The following is a 21,435-nucleotide window of genomic DNA, read 5'->3' as shown; positions in this document are numbered from 1 at the left end:
GCGCGATTTCCTGGTCGACTGCGCGAAGGCGAAGGGCACGGGTCTGCGGGACCAGGACATCGCCGGTGACGTGAAGACCTACTTCGACGGCCAGGGGCATGGTGTCGCGCCGACGAAGGGCGAGACCACCAAGACCGAGGCCCTGAAGTCGTATGTCAACGGCACGGCGTCGTACCTGGCGGAGTCGGTGACCGAGCGCGACGCCTACGGCCGGGTGACGAAGCTGACCGATGCGAAGGGGACCACGACCACGGCCTACACCCCGGCCGCGGGCGGACCGGTCACCCAGCTGACGTCGACCAACGCATTGGGCTGGGTCACGACGACCGGCGTGGAGCCCGCGTGGGGTTCGCCGGTGTCCACCACCGACCCGAACCAGCGGACGACGAACATCACCTACGACGGTCTGGGCCGGATGACCGAGGTCTCGCGGCCTGGCTACAGCAAGAAGTTCGCTTACCTGCAACGCGCCAACGCGCCTTCCGCGGTCGCGACGAGCACGCTGAACACCAGCATGCAGTACGTGACCTCCTACGAGTTGTTCGACGGGTTGTTGCGGCCGCGGCAGACGCAGCAGCCGGACGCGACCGGCAGCACGACGACCTCGGTGGTCACGGACACCTACTACGACTCGGCGGGCCGGGCCAAGCGATCGAACAACGCCTACCTCGGCAATGCCGCCCCCAGCACCGAGTTGTTCGTGCCGACCGACACCATCCCGTCGGCCACGGTGACGAACTACGACGGCGCGGGCCGGGACATCGCCCAGGTGCTGAAGAAGAACATGCCGGTCGCCAGCCCCGGCGGCGACGAGCTGTTCCGCACGACCACCTACTACGCCGGTGACCGCGTCGACGTGACACCGCCCGCGGGTGGTGTCGTGACCTCGACACTGGTCGACGCCGTGGGCCGCAAGTCCGAGCTGCGGCAGTACCACTCGGGTGTGGTCGCGGGGGCCGCGACGGGCTTCGACGCCACGAAGTACACCTACGACCTCAAGGGCCAGCAGACCGAGGTCACGCACGCGTCGGGCAAGAAGTGGCAGTACGGCTACGACGTGCGGGGCCGGCAGGTCCGCTCGGTCGACCCGGACAAGGGCACGACCACATCGGTGTATGACGACGCGGACCAGCTAGTGTCCACTACGGACGGTCGTGGTAAGACGCTCGCGTATACCTATGACGTGTTGGGCCGCAAGACGAGCATCCGCGACAACACGGCAACCGGTGCGGCGAGGTCGGAGTGGTTCTACGACGTGCTCGCCGACGGCACCGCAGTCAAGGGCCAGCTGGTGAAGTCCGTGCGGCACGGCGAGCTCGGCGACTACGTCACGGAACACACCGGCATCAGGGCGGACTACCAGCCCTCGGCCACCAGCTTCACCGTCCCGGCCGCGGAAACCGGCCTCGGCGGCACCTACAACTACGAGTACACCTACCACTCCAACGGAGCGCCCTACTCCACGCGCATGTCGGCCACCGGTGATCTCAAACGGGAGACGCTCGAGTACAACTACGACCCACTGGGGCAGATCGCAACCCTGAAGACCGGCTACGGCACCTCGCCACAGACCGACCTGGTCACCAGCACCGGCTACACCTCGTTCGGTGAGCTGGCCGCGTACCAGCTGCGCAACGGCAGCGGCAGCACGGTCGACATCGTGCGCAACTACGACCAGTTCACCCGCCGCCTCACCCAGATCTGGACCACCAAACAGACCGGGCCGGATGTCTCGAACGTGTCGTACAGCCACGACTGGGCGGGCAACGTCACCCGCGTCGCGGACTCGGTCAGCGCCGACACCCAGTGCTTCCGCGCCGACTACCTGCGCCGCCTGACCGAAGCCTGGACCCCGAGTTCGGGCGACTGCACGGCCGACCCGACCACCGCCGGTCTCGGCGGGCCGTCGAAGTACTGGCAGTCCTACACCTACGACCTCGCCGGCGACCGCACCAAACTCGTCGAGCACGCCACCAGCGCGGGCGACCGCACCACCGAGTACTTCCCGACCCCGGGCAAGCACTCCGTCGCCAAGACCGTGGCCACCGACAACGCGGGCAGCCGCCAGGCCAGCTACACCTACGACGAAACCGGCAACACCCTCACCCGCCCCTCACCCGGCGGCGCCACGCAGACGATGACGTGGGACCAGGAAGGCCACGTCGCCACGACGACCGACGAGACCGGTCAGTCGTCGTATGTGTACGACGCCGACGGCAACCGGCTGGTCCGCCGCGACCCCGACGGCCGGACGTTGTACCTGCCCGGCCAGGAACTGCGCTACACCACCTCGTCCGGTGCGAAGGTCTGCACCCGCTACTACACCCACGCGGGCCAGACCATCGCCATGCGGACGTCATCGGGGTTGACGTGGCTGTCGGCCGATCAGCACGGCACCGCGCAGAGCACCATCAACGCGTTGAGCCAGCTCGTGAGCACGCGGCTGACCACACCGTTCGGCGAAGTGCGCGGCAACACCGGCACCTGGCCGACGCGGATGGACAAGGGCTTCGTGGGCGGCACGCTGGACAACAGCGGGCTGACGCACATCGGTGCGCGGGAGTACGACCCGAAGCTGGGCCGGTTCATCTCCGTCGACCCGGTGATGGATCTCGGGGATCCGCGGCAGTGGAACGCCTACGTCTACGCCAACAACAGCCCGGTCAGCTTCAGCGACCCGACCGGCCTGTACTGCGACTCCTGCGACCTCTACTACTACCAGAAATACGGGTATGTGACGTCGCCGGCGTCCGTCGGGTGCGGCTACTCGCCCAACGGCCTGTGCGGCCCGGAGGGATCCGGCTACTCCCAGCGGGAGTTCGAACAACGCTGGCAATGGCAGACCGGCACCGGCGACGGCTCCAACCAGCCCATCATCTACGGCCACCGGCTACCCACCGCAGAGGAGATGAAACGAGGCCCCATCTTCGGCGCGCCCGTCATGATGGCGCAGGACGAGACCTACGCGCAGGCCGTCGCGCACTGGGCCACCTACCTCTGCCGCAGCAGCAACCCCGGCGCTGGCTTCTGCGAATGGTCCTACACCGTCGGCAACCGGCCGGCCGATGGCTGGGACTTCGTCTTCACCGTGGTGGGCGCCGTCTCGCTCGCTGCGGGTGCCGTAGGTGGGTCGGCGTTGCGGGGTGCAGGTGCGGCGTCCAAGGAGGCGGGCTGGCTGGGCAAAGCCGCCAAGGTTGTTAGCCGCGACTGCAACAGTTTCATCGGTGACACGCAGGTATTGATGGCGGATGGCTCGACCAAGCGCATCGACGAGATCAAGCTCGGCGACCGGGTCTTCGCCACGGACCCGGAGACCGGTGAGTCGGGAGCGCGGGAAGTGATCGCGACGATCATCGGCGAGGGCGTCAAGTTCCTCGTCGAGATCGAGGTCGACGGTGCGGGCAAGGTCGTCGCAACGGACAAGCATCCGTTCTGGCTAGCCAGCGAGAACCGTTGGGTAGACGCCAAAGATCTACGCGTGGGGACTGTGTTGCAGACCTCGGCTGGCAAGCACGTAATGGTGACCGCGATCAGGCATCGTGTCGAGGTTAAACGGGTACACAACCTCACCGTCGACGACATCCACACCTACTACGTAGTTGCACATGCCACACCTGTCCTCGTCCACAATCAGAACGTCGTCGGAGCATGTCCTGTACTCGGTGATCCGCATGGGAAGATAGGGGAAATGGCGACCCGACAGCGATTGCAGGACGCTGGTTATTCCAATATCACGCCTGAAGTGCGTTTTCGGACAGCTGACGGCACTAAATTCCGTGCGGACTTTGTTGCTCAGGATTCGAGTGGTCGTTGGGTTGCAGTTGAGGCCAAGACAGGTCGCGGTGCCACGATCAGTCCTGGTCAAGCGGTAGGATACCCGCAGTTGCACTCCACGGGCGCTATCGTCGACACGAGTAAGCTGTCGCAGTTTGGCATACCGAAGGGTTCGGCTGTGACGATGCAGGTTGAGATTGATATTTGGAGGTGCCCAGCGTGTGGGTCATAGCGCAAGAACTCGTTTCACGGTTTTCCGAGCAGGCGGCCACTATGGGCTGGGTTGTCGACTTTGTGGAGGATGATGAATTTGCACTCTTTGTAAGGTTTCGCGATTCTGATATTCGAGAAGAAATAGGAATCGACCTCACGCGGCGAGAATTCGGGCTGTCTCTGAATCCAGCCATATCGGTGCGGCATGCTCAGGTCTCGGAGCTAACTGCCCAGTTCTTCGGCTTTGAGCACGGCCCTGCGCAGGTAGGAGAGTCGCTGTCGGATTTGCTCCGACGTGGGAATCGAGGTCAAGGGGTCATGTGGACCATAGGCGCTGTAGATGAGGTGGTGTCAGTAGTTGGTCAGATCCTCTCGGATGTGCAGGAGTTTGGTCAGGAATTTTTCTCGCAATTCTCTTCTCTTCAGGCAATTGTGGGAAAGATGGAAATCTCGGCGAGGACGCATCTTGATCTCGGTCAGTTGGCGGTGGCATATATGATTGTTGGCGAACGCGTGAAGGCGCAATCGGTTCTGTTGAGAATTGAGGAAATGGGAGGTTCTCAACCTCCTCTGCTTGCGCGCCAGGCGCAGCGATTCTTGGCCGATTTTCGCCGCTATTTTGAACCTTTGTAAGTGCGACAAAAGGCGGCTGGAAGACTTGTTGTCGGAGATATATGCCGATCTTGATCAACGGCGAATTTGGCGGCTCCGCAAGGGTAGAGCTGTCGTGCCTGTAACCGGCAAGCGGGTCTTGGCCTGGCATAGGATGTGGCCTACTCGGCGGGAACCATGCACGCCTTGGGGAAATTCCGGGATTCCCCGGCCGCGGTGATGCAGGAGATCTCGCCGACGTTGAGGAGTGAGGTCGTGGCGGAACTGCTGCCGGGGACGCAGCCTGTCCGAGCGGGCACGATGTCGAGGTCACCAGTCGGTTTGTCGCGCAGTGTCGCAAGGATGTTCTTCGCGGCCTGTTCGTGGTGGTCAGACAGCCAGTGGTCGCACGCTGAAACGCCGTGCGACCATTTCACTCGCGCTGAACGATCAGGCACGAGGTAACACATGGGGAGCAAGTGAGAATCAGGTTCGCGGCCGCCTTGACGGGTGTTCGCGCTCATGGCCATGGCCGCGTGTGGCACCGATGTGCCCGCCGGTCTCGCTGACAAGGTCAAGTCGGGTTGTCCTGACCTGTTGAAGCCCGAACCGCTCGCGGTCATCACCAAGGGTTTCGAGGTCTCGCAAGTGAACTCCGTGGGGGCCAACGGTTGCCAGGTCTCGTCTCTACCGGGCACCAGGTGCTCAATGTGGGGCTCGTCGCCTACACGAGCCCGGAGGAGTCGGAACGGTTGACACCGATGCCCTGCCGCAGCGGGAAGCTGGACGCGAACACCAAGTTGTGCGAGGGGGACGCGCCTGCCGGTGGCCTCACGGTGCATGCCGCCGCCGGAAAGTGGAGTGCTGTGGTGTCGGTGTATGAGGTGCCGATGAACGACGACGTCAAGAAAGCCGTGCAGCAGATCGTCGAGGACCTCAGGAACTCGGACAAAACCCGCGGCTAACTCCGCTCATAGGTGCTCCTGACGAACAGGTCGTACGCGCGCCGTCATAGGATGTGGTCTCGGGTCTTCTTGCTGCACCGAGTAGCTGGCCGGACCGAAGCCGTTTTGCACGGCCGCGGGCTAGGCGGCTTTGGCGAGGTCGACCAGTACGACAGCCATGTGCGTTGGCCATCCGGATGCCGTGCTGGGCGAAGGAGTAGATCTTGGGTGGCCGCAGAACTGATGGCAACACACTTGACCGTTCGCCAAGTGCGCTCAACTGCGCTGAGCGTTCCATTTCTGCAGGTCAGTGGCCTGTGAACCCTGATCTGGGGGTCAAGGGGTCGCAGGTTCGAATCCTGTCGTTCAGACGGTCTGAATAAGCCCGCTGATTCTGGGTGAAAGCCCCAGTTTAGTGGCCTTTTCATGCGCTCGAAACGATCTTCGCTTGATCATCATATTCATGATTAACAGGCAGATGAAGGAGTGAAAACTGGCGCCGCTGGCTCCTTCGTTTTGACTTACGGCAAATGGGGTCGCCACGAACGGGTGAACTTGCCGAACTGTGCTGAACAGACGTCAACCGCCGCGAATCGACGTCATTAGCAGCCAACCGAGACGAGAGCTACGCGGAGGCGGTAAAGCACTGGGCCACCTACCTGTGTCGCAGCAGCAACCCAGGCGCCGGATTCTGCGAATGGTCCTACACCGTCGGCAACCGACCGGCTGACGGCTGGGACCTCGTGTTCACCGTCGTCGGCGCGGTCTCACTCGCCGCGGGAGCCGTGGGCGGGTCGGCGTTGCGGGGTGCAGGTGCGGCGTCCAAGGAGGCTGGCTGGCTGGGTAAAGCCGCCAAGGTTCTGGGGAACGGTTGCGGCGGCAAACCTGGCAACAGCTTCGCCGGTGACACCCAAGTGTGGATGGCCGACGGCTCGACCAAACGCATCGACGAGATCAAGCTCGGTGACCAGGTACTTGCCACAGACCCAGAATCGGGCGAGTCGGGAGCGCACGAGGTCGTTGCGACGATCATCGGTGAAGGCATCAAGTTCCTCGAGGACATCGAGGTTGACGGCGGCAAGATCGCCGCGACGGACAAGCACCCGTTCTGGTTAGCCGATCAGAGGCGGTGGGTGAATGCTGAGGATCTAACGGTCGGCTCGGCGTTGCAGACCTCGGCGGGCACTCGGGTGCAGGTCACCGCGATCAAAGAACGGATCGTTGTCCAACGAGTGCACAACCTGACCGTCGACGGCATCCACACGTACTATGTGATGGCCGGTAACACTCCGGTACTGGTCCACAATGAGGGTGGATGGACTGTGCCGGACGACTACGTGATCGTTCGTGGTGGACAAAGCCCGATGCCAGGAGCTGGAGAGGTCTTTTCCGGTTCAATGGGGACATCTGTCGGCGAAGCCGGGGCGGGCGTACCTCATGGAAGCATTCGGGTGACCACGGCGGGCGCAATTCGGGCTGCTGGTGGCACGGTCACCTATGCTCCCGAACCGACCGCGGGAGGGGCGATGAACTACAATCACGTAAACGTATCGCTCGGTGAAAGAAACCCGTTCGGTGAAGTAGAGGCAAACCCCGTTCCAAAGGCTGGCCGGTTGGCGCCCGAGGCTCTGGGTGCTCCGCGGTGTTAGTGCCATAGGTCCTGGTCAGAGAGGTGGCAGTTCGTGAATGATGAGACATCCTGGGAGCTGGGCCATCGTGCGGGTGGTCCAGTCGACCAAGTCTTTGCCAGCCTTCGGCAGTCATTTCCCGATCTACATGTGCGTCGCCTGTCGGTGACTCACGCAGCGGATGACGACAATGTTTGGTACATTCGACGATTGTCTGGCACAACTGAATTGCAGTTGGACTCAATGCCGAACGGTGCACCCCCATTCTTGCTCGAATCAGACGTTGACCGGGCGAGAACGAGCGACGTTGCTGAGGCGGTTGAACTGATGACGTCCTGGTTGCGGCAGTAGGGTCAAGATCGAGGGCGGCGAACCAGGTGGTGGCCCATTGGGCGGCGGTGGTCTTGCCGCGGCTGGGGTCGCGCCAGGTGTTGCGGCGCTGGTCGCTCTCGATGTCGTTGGCGTAGTTGTCGGCGGCTTGCTTGGTGGTGAATCCCGAGGTTGAGGCGGTGTGTCCGTCTCCGGTGGGGTAGCGGACTCGCCAGGATTGCGAACCGATTTGTTCTGTCCAGGCCATGACAGGCTCCATTGTGGAGAGAGTTGCTTGTCTGGTCTGGTGTGCGCTTGTGCGGTCATGAACGCAAGTCGACCGGTTGAGGGCGCGGAGCACTCGGCTGTCTATGGAACGTCTGGAGCGGGGTGTTCGACGATGTACTGGGTGGCGGTGTCGTCGTCGATGAGCGCGTTGTCGGCCAGCCACTGGACCGCGCGGTGGCGGGCTCGGGTGTCACGGAAGGCATACCAGATCGGCAGTAGTTCCGGGTACTCCTCGTGCAGTTCGAGTTTGAACCTGCGGAAGGCGCTTTTTCCGTCGATCGCCCGCATGAGTCGCCGCTGGGTGCGTTCGTCGCTGACGAGTTCGGCGAAGTCGGCCATGTCCTGGTACCAGACGTACGAGGGCAGTGGGTCGATGCAGATTTCGTCCAGGTCGTCGAGGTCGATGGGTGTCTTGCCGTCGATGCCGAGTTCGCGTGACCAGAACAGGACTTCTCCGGTGTCCGAGTTGATCAGCCAGCGGTGGTCGTAGTCGCTCTGATCCGACAGCGCTTGTGCGATCTCGTCCAGGTCAAGTCGCCTGAGATCCAGCATTCGGACCACGGTAGCGGTCCTGTCGAGATCTGCCCGGTCTGCTGGGGTGAGTACTTGTGTTCGGCCGTGGCTGACTCCTTTCTTCCCACGGGTTCGACGCTGGTCGACGTCATCGCGGGTGTGCTGGCCGAGCACGGGCCGATGACGGAGGGGCAGCTTGTTTCCGTCCTGAACGACCGTGGTGTGGTGCTGGGAGCCGACGCGGACGAGGTGTTGGCGGAGGCGCTGGACGATGGTTCCGGTGTGCTGGCGGTGCTCACCGACGAGCGGTGGGTGTCGTTGCCGGCTCTGCTGGCCGGCCGGGTGTTCATGCGTCGGTTGAGCGCGCTGGAGATCGAGCACGACTTTCTCGAGTCCAGCCTGGACCTGTGTCCGGTTGACATGCTGACCGAGCACGTGAGCTATCAGCAGCTGGTTGACGGCTCGCCGGTGGTGGGGGTGCTGCCAGGGGCTCGACGACGACGCGCTGGAGGCGCGCGGCGTGCCGCCAGAGGCTGTGGATGATCTCGGCGCTCTGTTGCTGCCGGTCGGCTATCTGGTGGGTAAGGGGCTGAACGAGGGCGACGTGATCGCGGTACGGGTCACGGCGGAGGGACTGCTGCTGGAGGCCGCGCCGGACGAGGTGGCGTCGGCGGAAGGGACTGCCGCCGTGGGGCACCGGCTGTCGCAGGTGCTGGCGGCACAATCAGACGAACCCGTGTTGCTGGATGCGGCGGTCTGGACGGCGTGCGCGGACGATCCCACGTTGTTCACCGAGCCGCTGCCTCCGCTCGGGGAGGTGCTCGAGGCGTGCGGGTTGGCGTGCGACGGCGAGTGGCTGGCCCCGCCGGGGTTCGACTTCGGGCGGTGGCGCGCGAACACGCGGCTTGGCGCGATCGCCGCGCGGCACGATCTGGATGACGACGAGGCGGTCGCGGTTCTGGCGATCGTGGCGCTGTACGAGCGCGTCGCCGACTTGCACGCCGCAGCGCCGGATGCGTACGAGGGCGGTGGTGACGCCGCGTTGACCACGTTCGCCACCGAGATGACCGGTCAGCCGGAGCCTTCCGGCACCGGTGCGGGTGCTGTGGTCCGATCGGTGCTGCCGATGCTGGCCGAGCCCGTCGTGGCCGCGGCGGTTCTGACCGAGACGGTCGGGTCGGGTGGTGACGGCGTGGCGGCGCTGGGGTTGTTCGCCGAGACGCTCGAGCCACTGGCGCCGCGCGCTGCTCGACCGGCGTTGCGGTGGCTGCGTGGCAAAGCCCACGAGCGGCTGGGTGACGTTGCCGCGGCCGAGGCTGATTACGAGGCCGCGGAGTCGCTGGATCCGCAGTGGCCACTGGCCTTGAGCGCCCTCGCTCGCTACGCCGGCGATCGCGGTGATGCGACCAGAGCGCTTGATCTGCTGCGCCGCGCTGGGGTTTCATCGGACCATCCGCTGGTCGGGTTGCTCGAGCAGTTCGAGGCTGAGCCCCGGTCGGACGTCGGTCGTAATGATCCGTGCTGGTGTGGTTCTGGTCGCAAGTACAAGAAGTGCCACCTTCACCGTGAGCAGCTCCCGTTGGACGAGCGCGCTGGGTGGCTGTACCGGAAGGCGGGCTTGTTCCTGGCGGACGGTCCCTGGCGAGTCGAGATGGCGGATGTCGCGCGAGAGCGGGCGGCGTTCAGCGACAGCCCTTACGGTCTGCTTGACGCGCTGGAGGACCCGTTGGTCACTGACGCGGTGCTGTTCGAGGGTGGAGGGTTCGCGGAGTTCGTGTCCGTTCGGGGCGTGTTGCTGCCGGAGGACGAGCGGCTGCTGGCCGAGCAGTGGCTACTCATCGATCGCTCGGTGTTCGAGATCGAACAGGTCCACCGTGGCGAGGGCTTGACGGTGCGGGACGTGCGCACCGGCGACGTGCACCAGGTCCGGGAGCGTACGGCCAGCCGGCAGCTGAAGGTAGGTGCGCTGATCTGTGCCCGCATCGTGCCCGCCGGCGACACGATGCAGATCTTCGGCGGTATCGAATCTGTCGAGCTGCACGAGCGCGACGAACTCATCTCGTTGCTGGACTCCAAGCCCGATCCGATCGATCTGGTCTCCTTCCTCACCCGGCGGTTCGCGCCGCCAGCACTGCGCAACACCGAAGGCGACCCGTTGGTGCTGTGCGAAGTCACCCTGCGGACTGGTGATCCGGCCGCGTTGGTCGCCGAACTGGACGAGACCTACGCACGCAGTGCCGACGCGCACACTCCACAGTGGATCGAAAGCGTCGCGGACGGGCCTGTCCGCGCGACCCTGAGTCTCGACGGGGCTGATCTGACCGTGCACACCAACAGCGAGGCCCGACTCGATCGGGTGCTGGACACACTGCGAAAGCTCGATCCGACGCTCGTGGTCGTCGAGGAGTCCCGCCAACCCGCGCGCGACACCCGCGAAGCGGCGGCTCTCACGTCCAGGAGCAACTCCGGCGGGGACCCGGTTGATCCCAGGGCAGCGGCTGTGCTTGATCGGTTCATCCGCGACTACGAGCGGAAGTGGCTGGACGAGCCCATCCCCGCCCTGGCCGGACACGCGCCCCGGCAGGCCGCCGCCGATCCACCCGGCACGACGACTTGATCCGGCTCCTGGACTCCTTCCCCAGCCACCCGGACCAACCTGGTCTCATGAGCCCAGACCGCCTGCGTGCCGCTCTCGGCCTGGGCTGACGAGGTGGTGCAGCCACGTCGTCACCGCCTGCGCAAGCCGGCCCCGGCTGGACTCCGCACGGGTCTGGGTCCGTTCCGGCGCGCGGATCACCGTGAAAACGTGCGCCAAGTGGTATGGCGTCGACCGCTACACGGCGTACGAGGAACTCACCGCGATCTGCTTTCCGCTCCCGGCTACCGCGTCGCAGTGGGCGCGGCGACCGCCCCCGGTACCACGTGAGGAACGCCGACCCATCGACGAACCCGACGACCCGGACTGGGTCTGGGTGGGCGACCGGAGGATGTTCGTCGTGGGCTACACCGCAGGCGGAGCTCCGTTCGGCTGCTGGGAAGACGACTTCGACGACACCCTGTTCACAGATTCGCACGATTGAGTCGTTCGATAAGGCTGGGTTTGCGTGCGTGCGCGTCACGCAACGCCATGCTGCGCAAAGTGAAGGTGTCGAACCGGTCGTCGCGTTCGGCCAGCGCCTGGAGATCGCTGAGCACGGCCACGGCGGCGTCGTACTCGGTGGGCTTGCGGGTGGCGATCAGTGCTTCGACCTTGGCCCAGGCGGCTTCTTCGTCGTGGGACAGGTCGTCCAGTCGTTTCTGGCGGGCGAGGGCTCGGGCGTGTTCGCGGCGAGCTTCCTCCTCGGCGCGTTGCACGGCTTCCTGGCGCTGCCGGTCGTTACGCCTGAACCGGGCGCTGTCCAGGAGATCGGCCACGGTGCGGCGGCCGGGTGCAGGGACAGACGGCGCCATGACGTCGCGGAATCCGCGCAGTATCTCCATTCGTGCAGTCGCAGCGTGTCCCTGGGCGACCTGCAGCAGTAGCCGGTCCTTCTCGTCGATGGTCAGTTTCGTCAGCCAGGCCGCGAGCTGTTCGGGGTCGTCGGCGGGAACGTCGAGAGGCGGGCTTGCTTCGGCGGCTGCCGCGAGCAGGTCCTGGTCGACGCGGAGGAACTTGGCCAGCTCGTGTTGTGGCGCGGTGAGCGTGCGCAGGCCTGACGGCACAGGTGGTTCGAGTTCGTCGTCCTCGTCGTGGTCGAAGGCGTCCTCGTCGTCCTCCCAGATGCCGTAGTCGGCCAGCCATGCCAGGTAGAGCGCACGGTGGTCACCGGCGGCGAGTTCGTCGCGGATGCCGATGATGGACGACAGTGAGGCCTGCGGTTCGTAGTCCCAGTCGCCGGATTCGTCGTCGTTGGTCAGGCTGAGGACGAGGTGCTGGCCGGCAGTCCAGGCCGTGACCTGGTCGCTGACGCAGTACTGCCCGGCCACGTCCAGGTCGAGCAGGTTGCGGGGCAGGCGGAGCATGATTCGCCGCGTGCCCCAGTTGGCAGAGTAGAGATGTGCGTCGTAGTAGCGCTCCATCAGCTGGTTGGGGTCGCCGCGAAAATTGCCCCAGTGGTATTCGTTGACGAACCTGGTGGCGGTGATCTCCGCGCGGGTGGACAGCGCACCCACCTCGGCCTGTGCCTGTGCGTCGAGGGGCGGTCGATCGCGACGAACTCGTAGTACTGGTACTCGCTCAACGTACGCTCCCGTACGGCTTCGCCTGGAATCCCGAGTCGTCACCGAGGTGGAAGAACAGGCGCCCGGCGAGCGAACCGTCCTCGGCCAGCGCCGCCCAGCCGTGCCCGCTGACCTGGTCGCCCTCGTCGTGGCCCTCCCAGCTGAACTCGACGAAGGGACGACCGTCGCGTTCGGACCACCGGCAGTCCATCCAGCCGCGGACGGCGATGAAGCCGAACTCACCGGTCCTGTCCTTGGCGAACTTGATGAACCCCGGCTCGACCAGGTCGACGTCGTCGGAGTCCCAGTTCGTCATGTCCACGATCCGCCATCGCCCGGTCGGTGTCTTCACGAGTTCTCCCCACTCGATCGCCGATCCGCGAGATTAGCGGGGCGCCTCAGTTGCCGGTGCGGGGCGGCTGCTCTGGAGTGTCGGCTGCGTGATGAGAGCATCCTCTGGTGAAACCTCACACCGGATCGGTCTGGAGAAATCTGGACAGTTCATATGGTCTGAACGGCGTTAGACTGCATTCAACGACGGTGAACGGATCCGTGATGACCAGTGGTTTCGCAATCGCCGCAGTTGGAGGACGTGCTCCGGCTCACGCTGGCAGTGTGAGGGTCAGGGGTTCGAGCTCCACCGGCAAAAGGCTGCTTACCGATCATGGCAGGCGGCCTTTTTCTCGCAATTGATACCGCAACGTGCGCTTGTGCCGTGCTCTCATTACGGGTCTCGTCGTCGGGATCGATCAACGCGTTCATCCCGTCCGGTGCGTCCCGTTGAACCCGCTCGATCGCCTCGATGTACGCCGTGCCCGCCTCGTCCGCGCGGTAGAGCACCTGCCGGACAGTCGGTGGCCCGAGCGCTTCACCCCGGCGGAGCCCGACCGCGAGCTCCGCTGCCCACAGCGCGTGAAGCCGGTGCTCGCTTGTGGCCGTCGTCGTCGCTCAGCTCGGCCAGCCGAGTGACTTTCCGGTACGCGGAAAACAGCTCTCACTGAGCCGCGAATTCTACCAAAATTGAAGACTGTCACACTAAACGCTCGCTAATACGGTCAGGGCAATTGACACAACATGGCACTCATGACAAGGTGAGGGTCTGTCAAGGGCTGGGGACGCTTGATGGTTCTGATTATTCAAATTCTCGCACCCACCGGCTTCCCTGTACGAGGGTGGATAAGTGGGGGTGTTGAATGGCGGTAGCCCTTGGGGCTGAAAAGATTACCCGAGAACTCATCCTCTGATGTAGAGTCTCGTGCCTGATTTCCTAATCTAATGGGCGATTTCGAGAAATGCCTGTCTGGAACGCTGATGCCGTACTGGGTGCCACGTCGGCAACCATCACGGATGCAGTGTTCACCTTCGCCATGACGTTTTTGTGTTGAAACTGGGGGAAACGGTCTTGACTGTTTCGCAATCGCGTTCTATCGCGAGGTTCACGAGTCGTGCGGCGCTGGCCGCCGCTCTGGGAATGACCGCGCTCATCGGCGGCCCTGGCGTGGCTTCCGCATCTGACGTCCAAGTTCAGTACTGGTCGGACAAATGTGACTACGGGAGGGCCTGCGTCTCCAAGGCGACCGGAGACACCTGGAACATTGAGAAATGCGGGTGGAGTGGCCTCAACGACTACTTCGGCTGGGCCCAATCGCACGGCAACCCTTTCACGATCTACTTCGAAAACGGCAGCCGCGTGCATCTCTGGGCCTGGGACAGCAGGTCTTTCCCGTCCAACACTCTGGCAAAACTGGTGAACGTGGAGTGCTGAGCGTTGAGGCGTTGACGACACCTTCGCAGGCTCGATCCGGCGCAAGTCGGACATAGTTCCTCCGCCTCCTCGCCAGTGGTGCGTTGACAGGGATGACGTCGGTGACACGACTGGTGAAATGCGGGTAAACGCACAGGTGTCCCGGATCGTGAGGTCCGGGACACCTGATTGGTGCTGTCGTTCGGGCATCCGCGCGCGACTGGGAGGATCTGGCCGCCCAGTGCGCGGACCCGCGATGGTCGTTCCAGTCGACGCTGGAGATCTACCGCGAGATCGAGGCCTGGCGCGGCGAACCCACCGGTCCTCCCTCGCGTCACCTCGGGAACACCATGGCTCCGTGCGTGGTAATCGGCTGCCGGATCAGTCGGCGGCCGTCCGGCACGGATGAGTTCCGCTGAGCCGCGCGAGATCTGACCACCGTTCTGAGCACGCGATTTTCGGCGCCGCCGCTCTGACCCGCTCGGTTGTGCCCGCCATCCGCGACGGATCAGAGCGGCCGGGGCTGAGGAGAGTGGCGGGTGGGCTCTGTTGCCGGAGAATGCGCAGCCGCCAAGCTGGCGAGGAGTTTGAGCCGGTCTTCGGATGCGGTGCCGGGTTCGGCGGTGTAGGTGATCAGGTTGTGCACGGCTCGGCCGGACAGGGGCAGGTCGAGTGACTGGAAGGTCAGTTCCAGGTGTCCGACGTCGGGATGCTGGAGTCGTTTGACGCCGTCGTGGCGGATCAGGACGTCGTGCGCGGCCCAGAGGTCGCGGAACTCGGAGCTGAGGGTGGACAGTTCGCCGATGAGTTCGCGCAGTGCCCGGTCGCGGGGCTCGCGCGCGGCCTCGGCGCGCAGCAGGGCTGCGGTGGCATTGCCGGCGGCGTCCCAGTCGACGAAGAAGTCCTGTGCGCCGGGGTCGAGGAAGATGTAGCGGGCGATGTTGGGGCGGCCGCGCTGGTCGACGGTGGCGCTGCCGAACATCGGCGCGTACAGGGCTCGGGCCAGGGGGTTGCTCGCGACGACGTCGGTGCGGCCGTTGCGCGCGAACGCCGAGGACATCGTCATCGAGTCGAGCAGCCACTGGATCTGGGACGGGATCTCGACGTCCCGGCGACGCGACGGCATGCGGCTTTCGGACCGCGATGACCGGGCCAGGTCGAACAGGTAGGTGCGTTCGTCGTCGTCCAGCCGCAGTGCGCGAGCGACCGCGTCGAGGACGTCCTCGGACACGCCGCCGATGTGCCCCTTCTCCAGCCGCGTGTACCACTCCGTGCTCACACCGGCGAGAACGGCGACCTCCTCACGTCGCAGCCCGGCGACCCGGCGACGGGTACTGGCCGGCAGTCCGACCTGCGCCGGGGTGATCTTGGCGCGCCGGGTGACGAGGAAGTCCCGGATTTCGCCGCGGTTCCCGTGCTGCTGGTCCACGTCATCCACGGTAGCCGCTGGTCACAGCGCGAGGGGGGTTGAAGTCACACCCCCCATGAACGCGACCTTCTCCGGCGGCAGCCGTCGTCGTCTCCTGGGAATCGACGTTCCGACGCGAACCCGGTGGTGATGAGAGATGAGCAAGACGCTGACCGCGCCGGCGGTGGCGCTGGGCACGTGGGCCTGGGGAGACAGCGGCGAGGCGGGCGACGGCTATTTCGGCAGTCGGCTGACCGCGTCCGGTCTGCGAGAGGTCGTCGACAAGGCGCAGTCGAACGGGTTCACCTTGTGGGACACCGCGGTGGTGTACGGCATGGGCCACTCGGAGACGGTCCTCGCTCAGGCGTTGAAGGGCTACGCCCGCGGCGAATACCAGCTGTCCACGAAGTTCACCCCGCAGATCGCAGGCGACGGCGACGATCCGGTCGCGGACATGCTGGCGCGGAGCCTCGACCGATTGGGCACGGACTACGTGGATCTGCACTGGATCCACAACCCCGCCGACGTGGCTCGCTGGACGCCGCTTCTGATTCCGCTGCTGCAGAGCGGCAGGATCAAGCACGTCGGCGTCTCCAACCACAACCTGAAGGAGATCGCTCTCGCCGATCAGATCCTCGGCGAGGCAGGCTTTCGCGTGGAGGCGGTCCAGAACCACTACAGCCTCCTGTACCGGAACTCCGAGCGCGCGGGCATTCTCGAGCACTGCCGTGAGCACGACGTGCGGTTCTTTTCCTACATGGTCCTCGAACAAGGGGCGCTGACCGGCAGGTACAGCCCGGCCCATCCGATGCCGGAGGGCAGCAGCCGAGCGGCCGTGTACAACGGCGTCCTGCCCCAGCTGCAGACGCTCACGGACAGGATGGCGGCGATGGGAGAGGACCGAGGCGCGTCCGCCGCCGACGTCGCCACCGCCTGGGCCATCGCCAAGGGGACCACCCCGATCATCGGGGTCACGAAGGCGGGTTACGTCGACGGGCTGGTCCGAGCTCACGGCATCGAGCTCGCCGACGAGGAGATCGCGGAGCTGGAGACGCTGGCGGATGCCGCGGACGTCGACACGCGCGGCAGCTGGGAGCAGGACATGTCGCAGACGCGGGATGGCCTCGCACCGACCGCGGAGGCGGTGCACCGGTGTTCCGCCGAAGTCGGCGAAGTGCCGCTCTACGTCAAGAAGGTGACTCCGCCCGGAGAAGGGTGAAGCGGAGCCGCTCGCGTAGTCCAATGAGGGGCTGCCCGCGACCGGGGAGCCGTGCCGCACAACGCTCCTCGGAGGACGCATGGGTCTGGTGCAGGTCCTGATGGTGATCGGGGTCCTCCTGTTGATCACGATCGCTGTGGTGTCGATCGTCAACGTCGGGCAGGAGAACGCCGACGCTCGCTCCCTCTCGGTCGCCGCCGGGGCACTTCGGCGCCGGGTGGGCGAGCCCCGGTGGCGGCAGGTCCCCGACGATGAGGACGTGCCCGCGGGGCGGATGGAGGCCTCCGAACGGACGCGGCACGTGGCGCTGGCGGGAACCCAGGACGGGCGGGCGGTGCGGGTCGCCGTCTTCGCCTCGTCGAGGCGCGCGGGAACCTGGCAGGGCGTCCCGGTCAGGTGGGCGGTCGTCCCGGGTCTGGTGGTGGTCGTGGACGCGTCGGAGCTGCCGGGAGACCTGCAGCTGAACCCCGTCCAGGGCGCCAGGCGCTACGAGGTCCTGGGCAGCCTCGCACCTCTCGTGGCGGGAGAGACCGCGAAGAAGGTGTTCGCCCAGCTGGTGTCGTACCAGCCACCGGCGGTGGACGTCGTCGACGGCACCGCGTGCTTCACCTTCACCGACATGGACCTCGTCGAGCAGCTCGACGACCTGGTGGCCATGGCGTGCGACGTGATCGACGTTCTCGTGGACGTCAGGAAGTCGGTTCCGCCCGGCGTGGAGTAGGCAGGAACAGTGGTGCACCGAACCGGAGCAGGGATCCGAGGGCCGCGAAACAGGTCACAGTCCTGCTAGTGGACGTGCGTGTGTACCGGAGTAACTGGCAACGACCTGGCCGTCGAGCACGACCGCCGCGGGACGGGCCAACGCGGTCAGGTCCGCGGACGGGTCGCCGTCCACGAGAACCAGGTCGGCGTCGTAGCCGGCGCGAAGGCGCCCCTTGCTCCTGGCCAGACCGCACACCTCCGCCGCCACCGTCGTGGCCGAGGCGAGGGCGGCGTCGAGTCCGGGGCCCGCCTCGGCCAGTGCGATGATCGAGGCGGCCAGCACGCCGTGGGGCTTGAACTCGCCGATGCCCCCGTCGCTGCCGGAGACGAGGCGGACCCCGCTTTCGTGGAGGCGGGCCGCCCGGTACCGCTCCTGTTCCGGCAGCAGTCCGACATTGCGGAACAACTCCAGCAGGTGCGGTGGCGGAGTGGGGGTGCCGACGACGCCGAGCGTCGGACACACCGCGATCCTCCGGTTCGCCAGGGAGTCCAGCAGTGCGGCCGGCAACCGGACGCCGTCCCGGCTGCCGCAGGTGCAGTGCTCGATCCCGTCGACCCCGGCGGCGACGGCGAGCTCGACCGCGGCCAGCGCGTGGGCGTGCGCGGTGACCGGCAGCCCCGCGGCATGAGCCTGCTCGACGACGAGACGCATCTCCTCCAGCGAGAACTGCGGCTGGAACGGGTCGCTGCCAGGTGTCATGACCCCACCGCTGGTCATGATCTTCACGACGTCGGCACCGCGCTCGACCCGATCGGCGACGGCATCGCGCAGCTGCGCGTCGCCGCTCACCCCACCGCCCATGTTCGCGCAGTGCCCGCCCGGCAACGTGATCGGAGGTCCGGATGCGACGACCGCGGGCAGCCCCGGCCGGTTCCGCCAGCCGAGCACGGCGTAACGGCGGCAGCCCAGGTCCCGCACCGTCGTGACCCCGGCCGCCAGTTGGCGGCGCAACGAGGCCTCGATGACCCCGTCCAGTTCCGCATCGCGGTAGTCGGCCAGCCGGTCCAACGCGCCGGCTTCGCCATCACCCGACAAGTGCACGTGAGCGTCGATCAGCCCGGGGAGCAACGTGCCACCGGGGTGCTCCACCACCGACCAGCCGGGTGGAACCCGAGTCGTCGCCGCTTCGACGCCGACGATGCGGCCGCTCTCGACCAGAACGAGCGCCCCGCCTCCGATCCATCGTTCACCGTCGAACGCGCGCTCGGCGCGCACCGCGAGTCGTGCCGTCATCATCGCTCCGTTCACCGATCAAGCCGAGGCGAGCGCGGGTTCCATCTCTGGGTGACGTGCCAGCGAGATCAGGGGCGTGCGAGGGGCAAAGGCAGCACGCGCGAGTAGGCGGCGACGCCGGCAGCGGCGACCACGACGTGCATGATCATCAGGGCCGCGACGCCGCCCCAACTCGTTCCGGGCAGCGAGCCGGTGGCGCCGACGAGCAGGTCGGGCACGAAACTGATCAGCACGACGGTGGGGACGAGTGCGCGCAGCACGCGACGAGGGTTGCGGGCGCGGGCACGGATGATGCCCCAACCGGCGGCTCCGGCGAGCACGCCGATGACGGTGAAGGCGGCGTACGTCGGCAGTTGCAGCGCCTGGAACTGCGACGAAGCGCCCGCGGCATGGGCGATGGCGGCGACAACCGCGTTCAGCGCGGTGGCCGCGATCGCGGCGGCAACGAGGCCGACGGCGATCAAGCCGCTACGACGGGCGGGTCGGACGGTGATTGTCACGTGGTCCATGAGGGCTCCTGTCAGGGTCGAGGGTTCAGGCGGCGAGGACGACGGCACGGCTCTGGGTGGCCTGGTCCGCGGCTGCCGACAGCAGCCACGTGGCGACGTCGGCGCGGGAGATCGTGTCGCTCATGCGCAGGGTGGCGGTGTCGGGCAGGGTCTTGGCGCGAGCGGTGGCCGGGCCGTTGGTCAGGCGGACGGCGTGCACGACCGTCCAGGCGAGGCCGCTGTCGCGCAGCAGGTCCTCGGCGGCGGCCTTGTCGCGCACCATCGCGCCCATCGCCAGGCCGGACATGAGCTTGGCCGGACCGCTGAGCCGATCACGGACCACCGCGAACGACGACAGCAGCACGAAGCGCCGCACGCCACTGGTCGCCGCCCCGGCGATGACGGCCCGCGTCGCGTCGGTGATGACGCTGCCCTTCGTCGCGCCGAGGGCGCTGATCACCGCGTCCATCCCGACCATCGACCGGCCCACGTCCACGGGGTCGGTCGCCTGTCCGGCGACGACCTCCAGCGCGGGATTCGAGACGGTCAGCTTCTGAGGGGAACGCACCAGGGCGCGCACCGAATGGCCTGCTGCAAGGGCTTGCTCGACGACGAGACGACCCGTCGCGCCGGTCGCGCCGAGGATGAGCATCTTCATGACGATCTCCCAACTGTCCAGGTTGGACAGAGTTGAATCACTTAACGCATGAAGTGAGGCTAGAGGTGGATGACTTCAATCGTCAAGTGAAGTCATCCGTGTATCACTTCAACGGTGAAGCGAGAGCTCCGGTACAGTGAGGCCATGACGAGGACTGAGGAGCCGCGCTGGCTCGACGCCGAGGAGCAGGCTTCCTGGTTGGCACTGGTCGGCGTCATGACACGGCTGATGTCCGCCCTGGATGCGCAGCTGCGCCGCGACGCGGGCATGACCTTCTTCGAGCACTCCGTGCTGGCCGTGCTGTCGGACGCACCGGACCACACGCTGCGGATGAGCGAGCTGGCCGTGCTCTCCGAGGGCTCGCTGTCCCGCCTGTCGCAGGTGGTGACCCGGCTGGAGGCCAGGGGCTGGGTGCGTCGCACGCCCGATCCCGAGGACGGGCGCTACACCCTCGCCATCCTCACCGACGACGGCGTGGACAAGGTGGTCGCCGCCGCCCCCGGTCACGTCGAGGAGGTGCGGCGACTGGTGCTCGACCCGCTGACCAAGGCGCAGGTGCGCCAGCTCGGCGCTATCGGGCGGCGCATCCTCGCGGCCATCGATCCCGGGGACTCCTGCCTGCCCAAAGTCGCCGACCAACGTCCGTCATGACGCGTTCCGGGCCGTCGTCGAACGGGGGCGACGGCGCTGAACGACGGCTGGTTGCCGGTGGGAGTCCTTTGTGGACCAGGCTGGCAGTGTGAAGAGGGCGGAGACCGCTGGTCGGTTTCCGCCCTTCTGCATTCGCGAGTTCAGCCGGGCCTCGTCCGGCATGGGGTGATGCAGCCTGAACGCTTTGCGCGCGCGTTGGCAAAGAAGGGGTGTAAGGGCTGAGCGAACCCGAGGAGCTTCATGTCGTCAGACGCGGAACTGATCGGCAGATCGCTGCGTGGAGACACCGCTGCCTTCGTGGAAGTGATCAGCCGTCACGAGGCCGCGATCGGGAACTACCTGACGCGCAGAGTGGGGCGTCAGGCCGCCGAGGACGTGCTCGGCGATGTGTGGGTGGCGGCATACGAATCCCGTGCGAGCTATGACAGTTCGTACCCCGAGGCCAGGCCCTGGTTGTACGGCGTCGCGCTGAACAGGTTGCGGCGGTACTGGCGATCCGAACCGGCCGAGGAGCCGGCGCCGGACCTGACCGGCGTGGCGAACGGCTGGGATCCGTGGCCGGCGGTGGATGCCCGTGTGGACGTGCAGGCACAGCTGCGAAGTGCATTGGCTCGGCTCAAACCGGAAGAGCGGGAAGTGCTGGGCCTGGTCGCCTGGGAGGACCTGACCGTCGCCGAGGCCGGGCGGGTGCTCGACATTCCCGCCGGTACGGCCCGGCGCCTGTTGCACCAGGCGCGCAAGGCGTTGCGCGAGGCACCTGAGGTGGCCGCGCTGTTGCGAGTCCCGACGACGTGAGAAGACGACCCATGGA

At 66.0% G+C, this 21,435-nt stretch carries 18 protein-coding genes; 11 read left to right on the top strand and 7 right to left on the bottom strand.

What is annotated here, in order from left to right:
* The 4 genes from ACWEIJ_RS45075 to ACWEIJ_RS45060 all read left to right on the top strand — a co-directional run.
* Nucleotides 1-4,006: polymorphic toxin-type HINT domain-containing protein (locus ACWEIJ_RS45075; protein WP_449843447.1), on the top strand; the 4,006-nt coding region annotated here is incomplete at its 5' end.
* Nucleotides 3,994-4,620, top strand: coding sequence for a hypothetical protein (locus ACWEIJ_RS45070; protein ID WP_449843446.1), 627 nt, complete (start codon nt 3,994-3,996; stop codon nt 4,618-4,620). The genes ACWEIJ_RS45075 and ACWEIJ_RS45070, both read left to right, overlap by 13 nt.
* A 668-nt stretch (nt 4,621-5,288) precedes the next feature.
* Nucleotides 5,289-5,543, top strand: a complete 255-nt coding sequence (locus tag ACWEIJ_RS45065; protein ID WP_449843445.1) for a hypothetical protein — start codon at nt 5,289-5,291, stop codon at nt 5,541-5,543.
* Nucleotides 5,544-6,265: 722 nt separating this feature from the next.
* Complete coding sequence (locus tag ACWEIJ_RS45060) at nt 6,266-7,171, top strand: polymorphic toxin-type HINT domain-containing protein (RefSeq protein WP_449843444.1); 906 nt, start codon at nt 6,266-6,268, stop codon at nt 7,169-7,171.
* Between the two features lie 657 nt (nt 7,172-7,828).
* Here the strand turns inward: ACWEIJ_RS45060 and ACWEIJ_RS45055 are convergent.
* Nucleotides 7,829-8,434, bottom strand: coding sequence for a UPF0158 family protein (locus ACWEIJ_RS45055; RefSeq protein WP_449843443.1), 606 nt, complete (start codon nt 8,432-8,434; stop codon nt 7,829-7,831).
* Between ACWEIJ_RS45055 and ACWEIJ_RS45050 the strand changes: the two genes are divergently transcribed.
* On the top strand, nt 8,420-8,803 hold the full coding sequence (locus ACWEIJ_RS45050; protein ID WP_449843442.1) for a hypothetical protein: 384 nt from the start codon (nt 8,420-8,422) through the stop codon (nt 8,801-8,803). The genes ACWEIJ_RS45055 and ACWEIJ_RS45050 overlap by 15 nt on opposite strands.
* The gene (locus ACWEIJ_RS45045) at nt 8,796-10,877 is read left to right on the top strand and encodes an SEC-C domain-containing protein (protein ID WP_449843441.1); all 2,082 of its coding nucleotides are present in this window, start codon (nt 8,796-8,798) and stop codon (nt 10,875-10,877) included. The genes ACWEIJ_RS45050 and ACWEIJ_RS45045 overlap by 8 nt, the downstream gene beginning before the upstream one ends.
* A gap of 443 nt (nt 10,878-11,320) precedes the next feature.
* Here ACWEIJ_RS45045 and ACWEIJ_RS45040 read toward each other — a convergent pair whose 3' ends face one another.
* A complete protein-coding gene (locus ACWEIJ_RS45040; RefSeq protein ID WP_449843440.1) occupies nt 11,321-12,412 on the bottom strand; it encodes a hypothetical protein in 1,092 nt (363 codons plus the stop codon).
* 64 nt (nt 12,413-12,476) lie between these two features.
* The gene (locus ACWEIJ_RS45035; protein ID WP_449843439.1) at nt 12,477-12,812 is read right to left on the bottom strand and encodes a hypothetical protein; all 336 of its coding nucleotides are present in this window, start codon (nt 12,810-12,812) and stop codon (nt 12,477-12,479) included.
* A gap of 1,029 nt (nt 12,813-13,841) precedes the next feature.
* Between ACWEIJ_RS45035 and ACWEIJ_RS45030 the strand changes: the two genes are divergently transcribed.
* Complete coding sequence (locus tag ACWEIJ_RS45030; protein WP_449843438.1) at nt 13,842-14,225, top strand: hypothetical protein; 384 nt, start codon at nt 13,842-13,844, stop codon at nt 14,223-14,225.
* Between the two features lie 487 nt (nt 14,226-14,712).
* Here the strand turns inward: ACWEIJ_RS45030 and ACWEIJ_RS45025 are convergent, their stop codons facing one another.
* Nucleotides 14,713-15,633, bottom strand: coding sequence for a helix-turn-helix transcriptional regulator (locus tag ACWEIJ_RS45025; RefSeq protein ID WP_449843437.1), 921 nt, complete (start codon nt 15,631-15,633; stop codon nt 14,713-14,715).
* 136 nt (nt 15,634-15,769) lie between these two features.
* On the opposite strand from ACWEIJ_RS45025, the gene ACWEIJ_RS45020 reads away from it, so the two are divergent.
* On the top strand, nt 15,770-16,831 hold the full coding sequence (locus ACWEIJ_RS45020; RefSeq protein WP_449843436.1) for an aldo/keto reductase: 1,062 nt from the start codon (nt 15,770-15,772) through the stop codon (nt 16,829-16,831).
* Nucleotides 16,832-16,910: 79 nt separating this feature from the next.
* The gene (locus ACWEIJ_RS45015) at nt 16,911-17,552 is read left to right on the top strand and encodes a hypothetical protein (protein ID WP_449843435.1); all 642 of its coding nucleotides are present in this window, start codon (nt 16,911-16,913) and stop codon (nt 17,550-17,552) included.
* A 54-nt stretch (nt 17,553-17,606) separates the two neighbouring features.
* Here the strand turns inward: ACWEIJ_RS45015 and ACWEIJ_RS45010 are convergent, their stop codons facing one another.
* The 3 genes from ACWEIJ_RS45010 to ACWEIJ_RS45000 all read right to left on the bottom strand — a co-directional run bounded on the left by ACWEIJ_RS45010 (nt 17,607) and on the right by ACWEIJ_RS45000 (nt 19,973).
* Nucleotides 17,607-18,827: an amidohydrolase family protein gene (locus ACWEIJ_RS45010; RefSeq protein WP_449843434.1), complete on the bottom strand. Its 1,221-nt coding sequence runs from the start codon at nt 18,825-18,827 to the stop codon at nt 17,607-17,609.
* Between the two features lie 68 nt (nt 18,828-18,895).
* Nucleotides 18,896-19,336 carry a DUF6069 family protein gene (locus ACWEIJ_RS45005; RefSeq protein ID WP_449843433.1) on the bottom strand — a complete coding sequence of 147 codons (441 nt, stop codon included), beginning with the start codon at nt 19,334-19,336 and terminating at the stop codon, nt 18,896-18,898.
* Nucleotides 19,337-19,361: 25 nt separating this feature from the next.
* On the bottom strand, nt 19,362-19,973 hold the full coding sequence (locus ACWEIJ_RS45000) for an NAD(P)-dependent oxidoreductase (RefSeq protein ID WP_449843432.1): 612 nt from the start codon (nt 19,971-19,973) through the stop codon (nt 19,362-19,364).
* A gap of 144 nt (nt 19,974-20,117) precedes the next feature.
* Between ACWEIJ_RS45000 and ACWEIJ_RS44995 the strand changes: the two genes are divergently transcribed.
* Both ACWEIJ_RS44995 and ACWEIJ_RS44990 read left to right on the top strand, forming a co-directional pair.
* Nucleotides 20,118-20,624, top strand: a complete 507-nt coding sequence (locus ACWEIJ_RS44995; RefSeq protein WP_449843431.1) for a MarR family winged helix-turn-helix transcriptional regulator — start codon at nt 20,118-20,120, stop codon at nt 20,622-20,624.
* Nucleotides 20,625-20,864: 240 nt separating this feature from the next.
* Entirely contained in the window at nt 20,865-21,419 is a 555-nt protein-coding gene (locus tag ACWEIJ_RS44990) for an RNA polymerase sigma factor (RefSeq protein WP_449843430.1), read from the top strand.
* The last annotated feature ends 16 nt before the right edge of the window (nt 21,420-21,435 follow it).

The organism is Lentzea sp. NPDC004789 (genome assembly GCF_053601075.1).
This window is presented reverse-complemented; position numbering and strand designations above follow the sequence as displayed.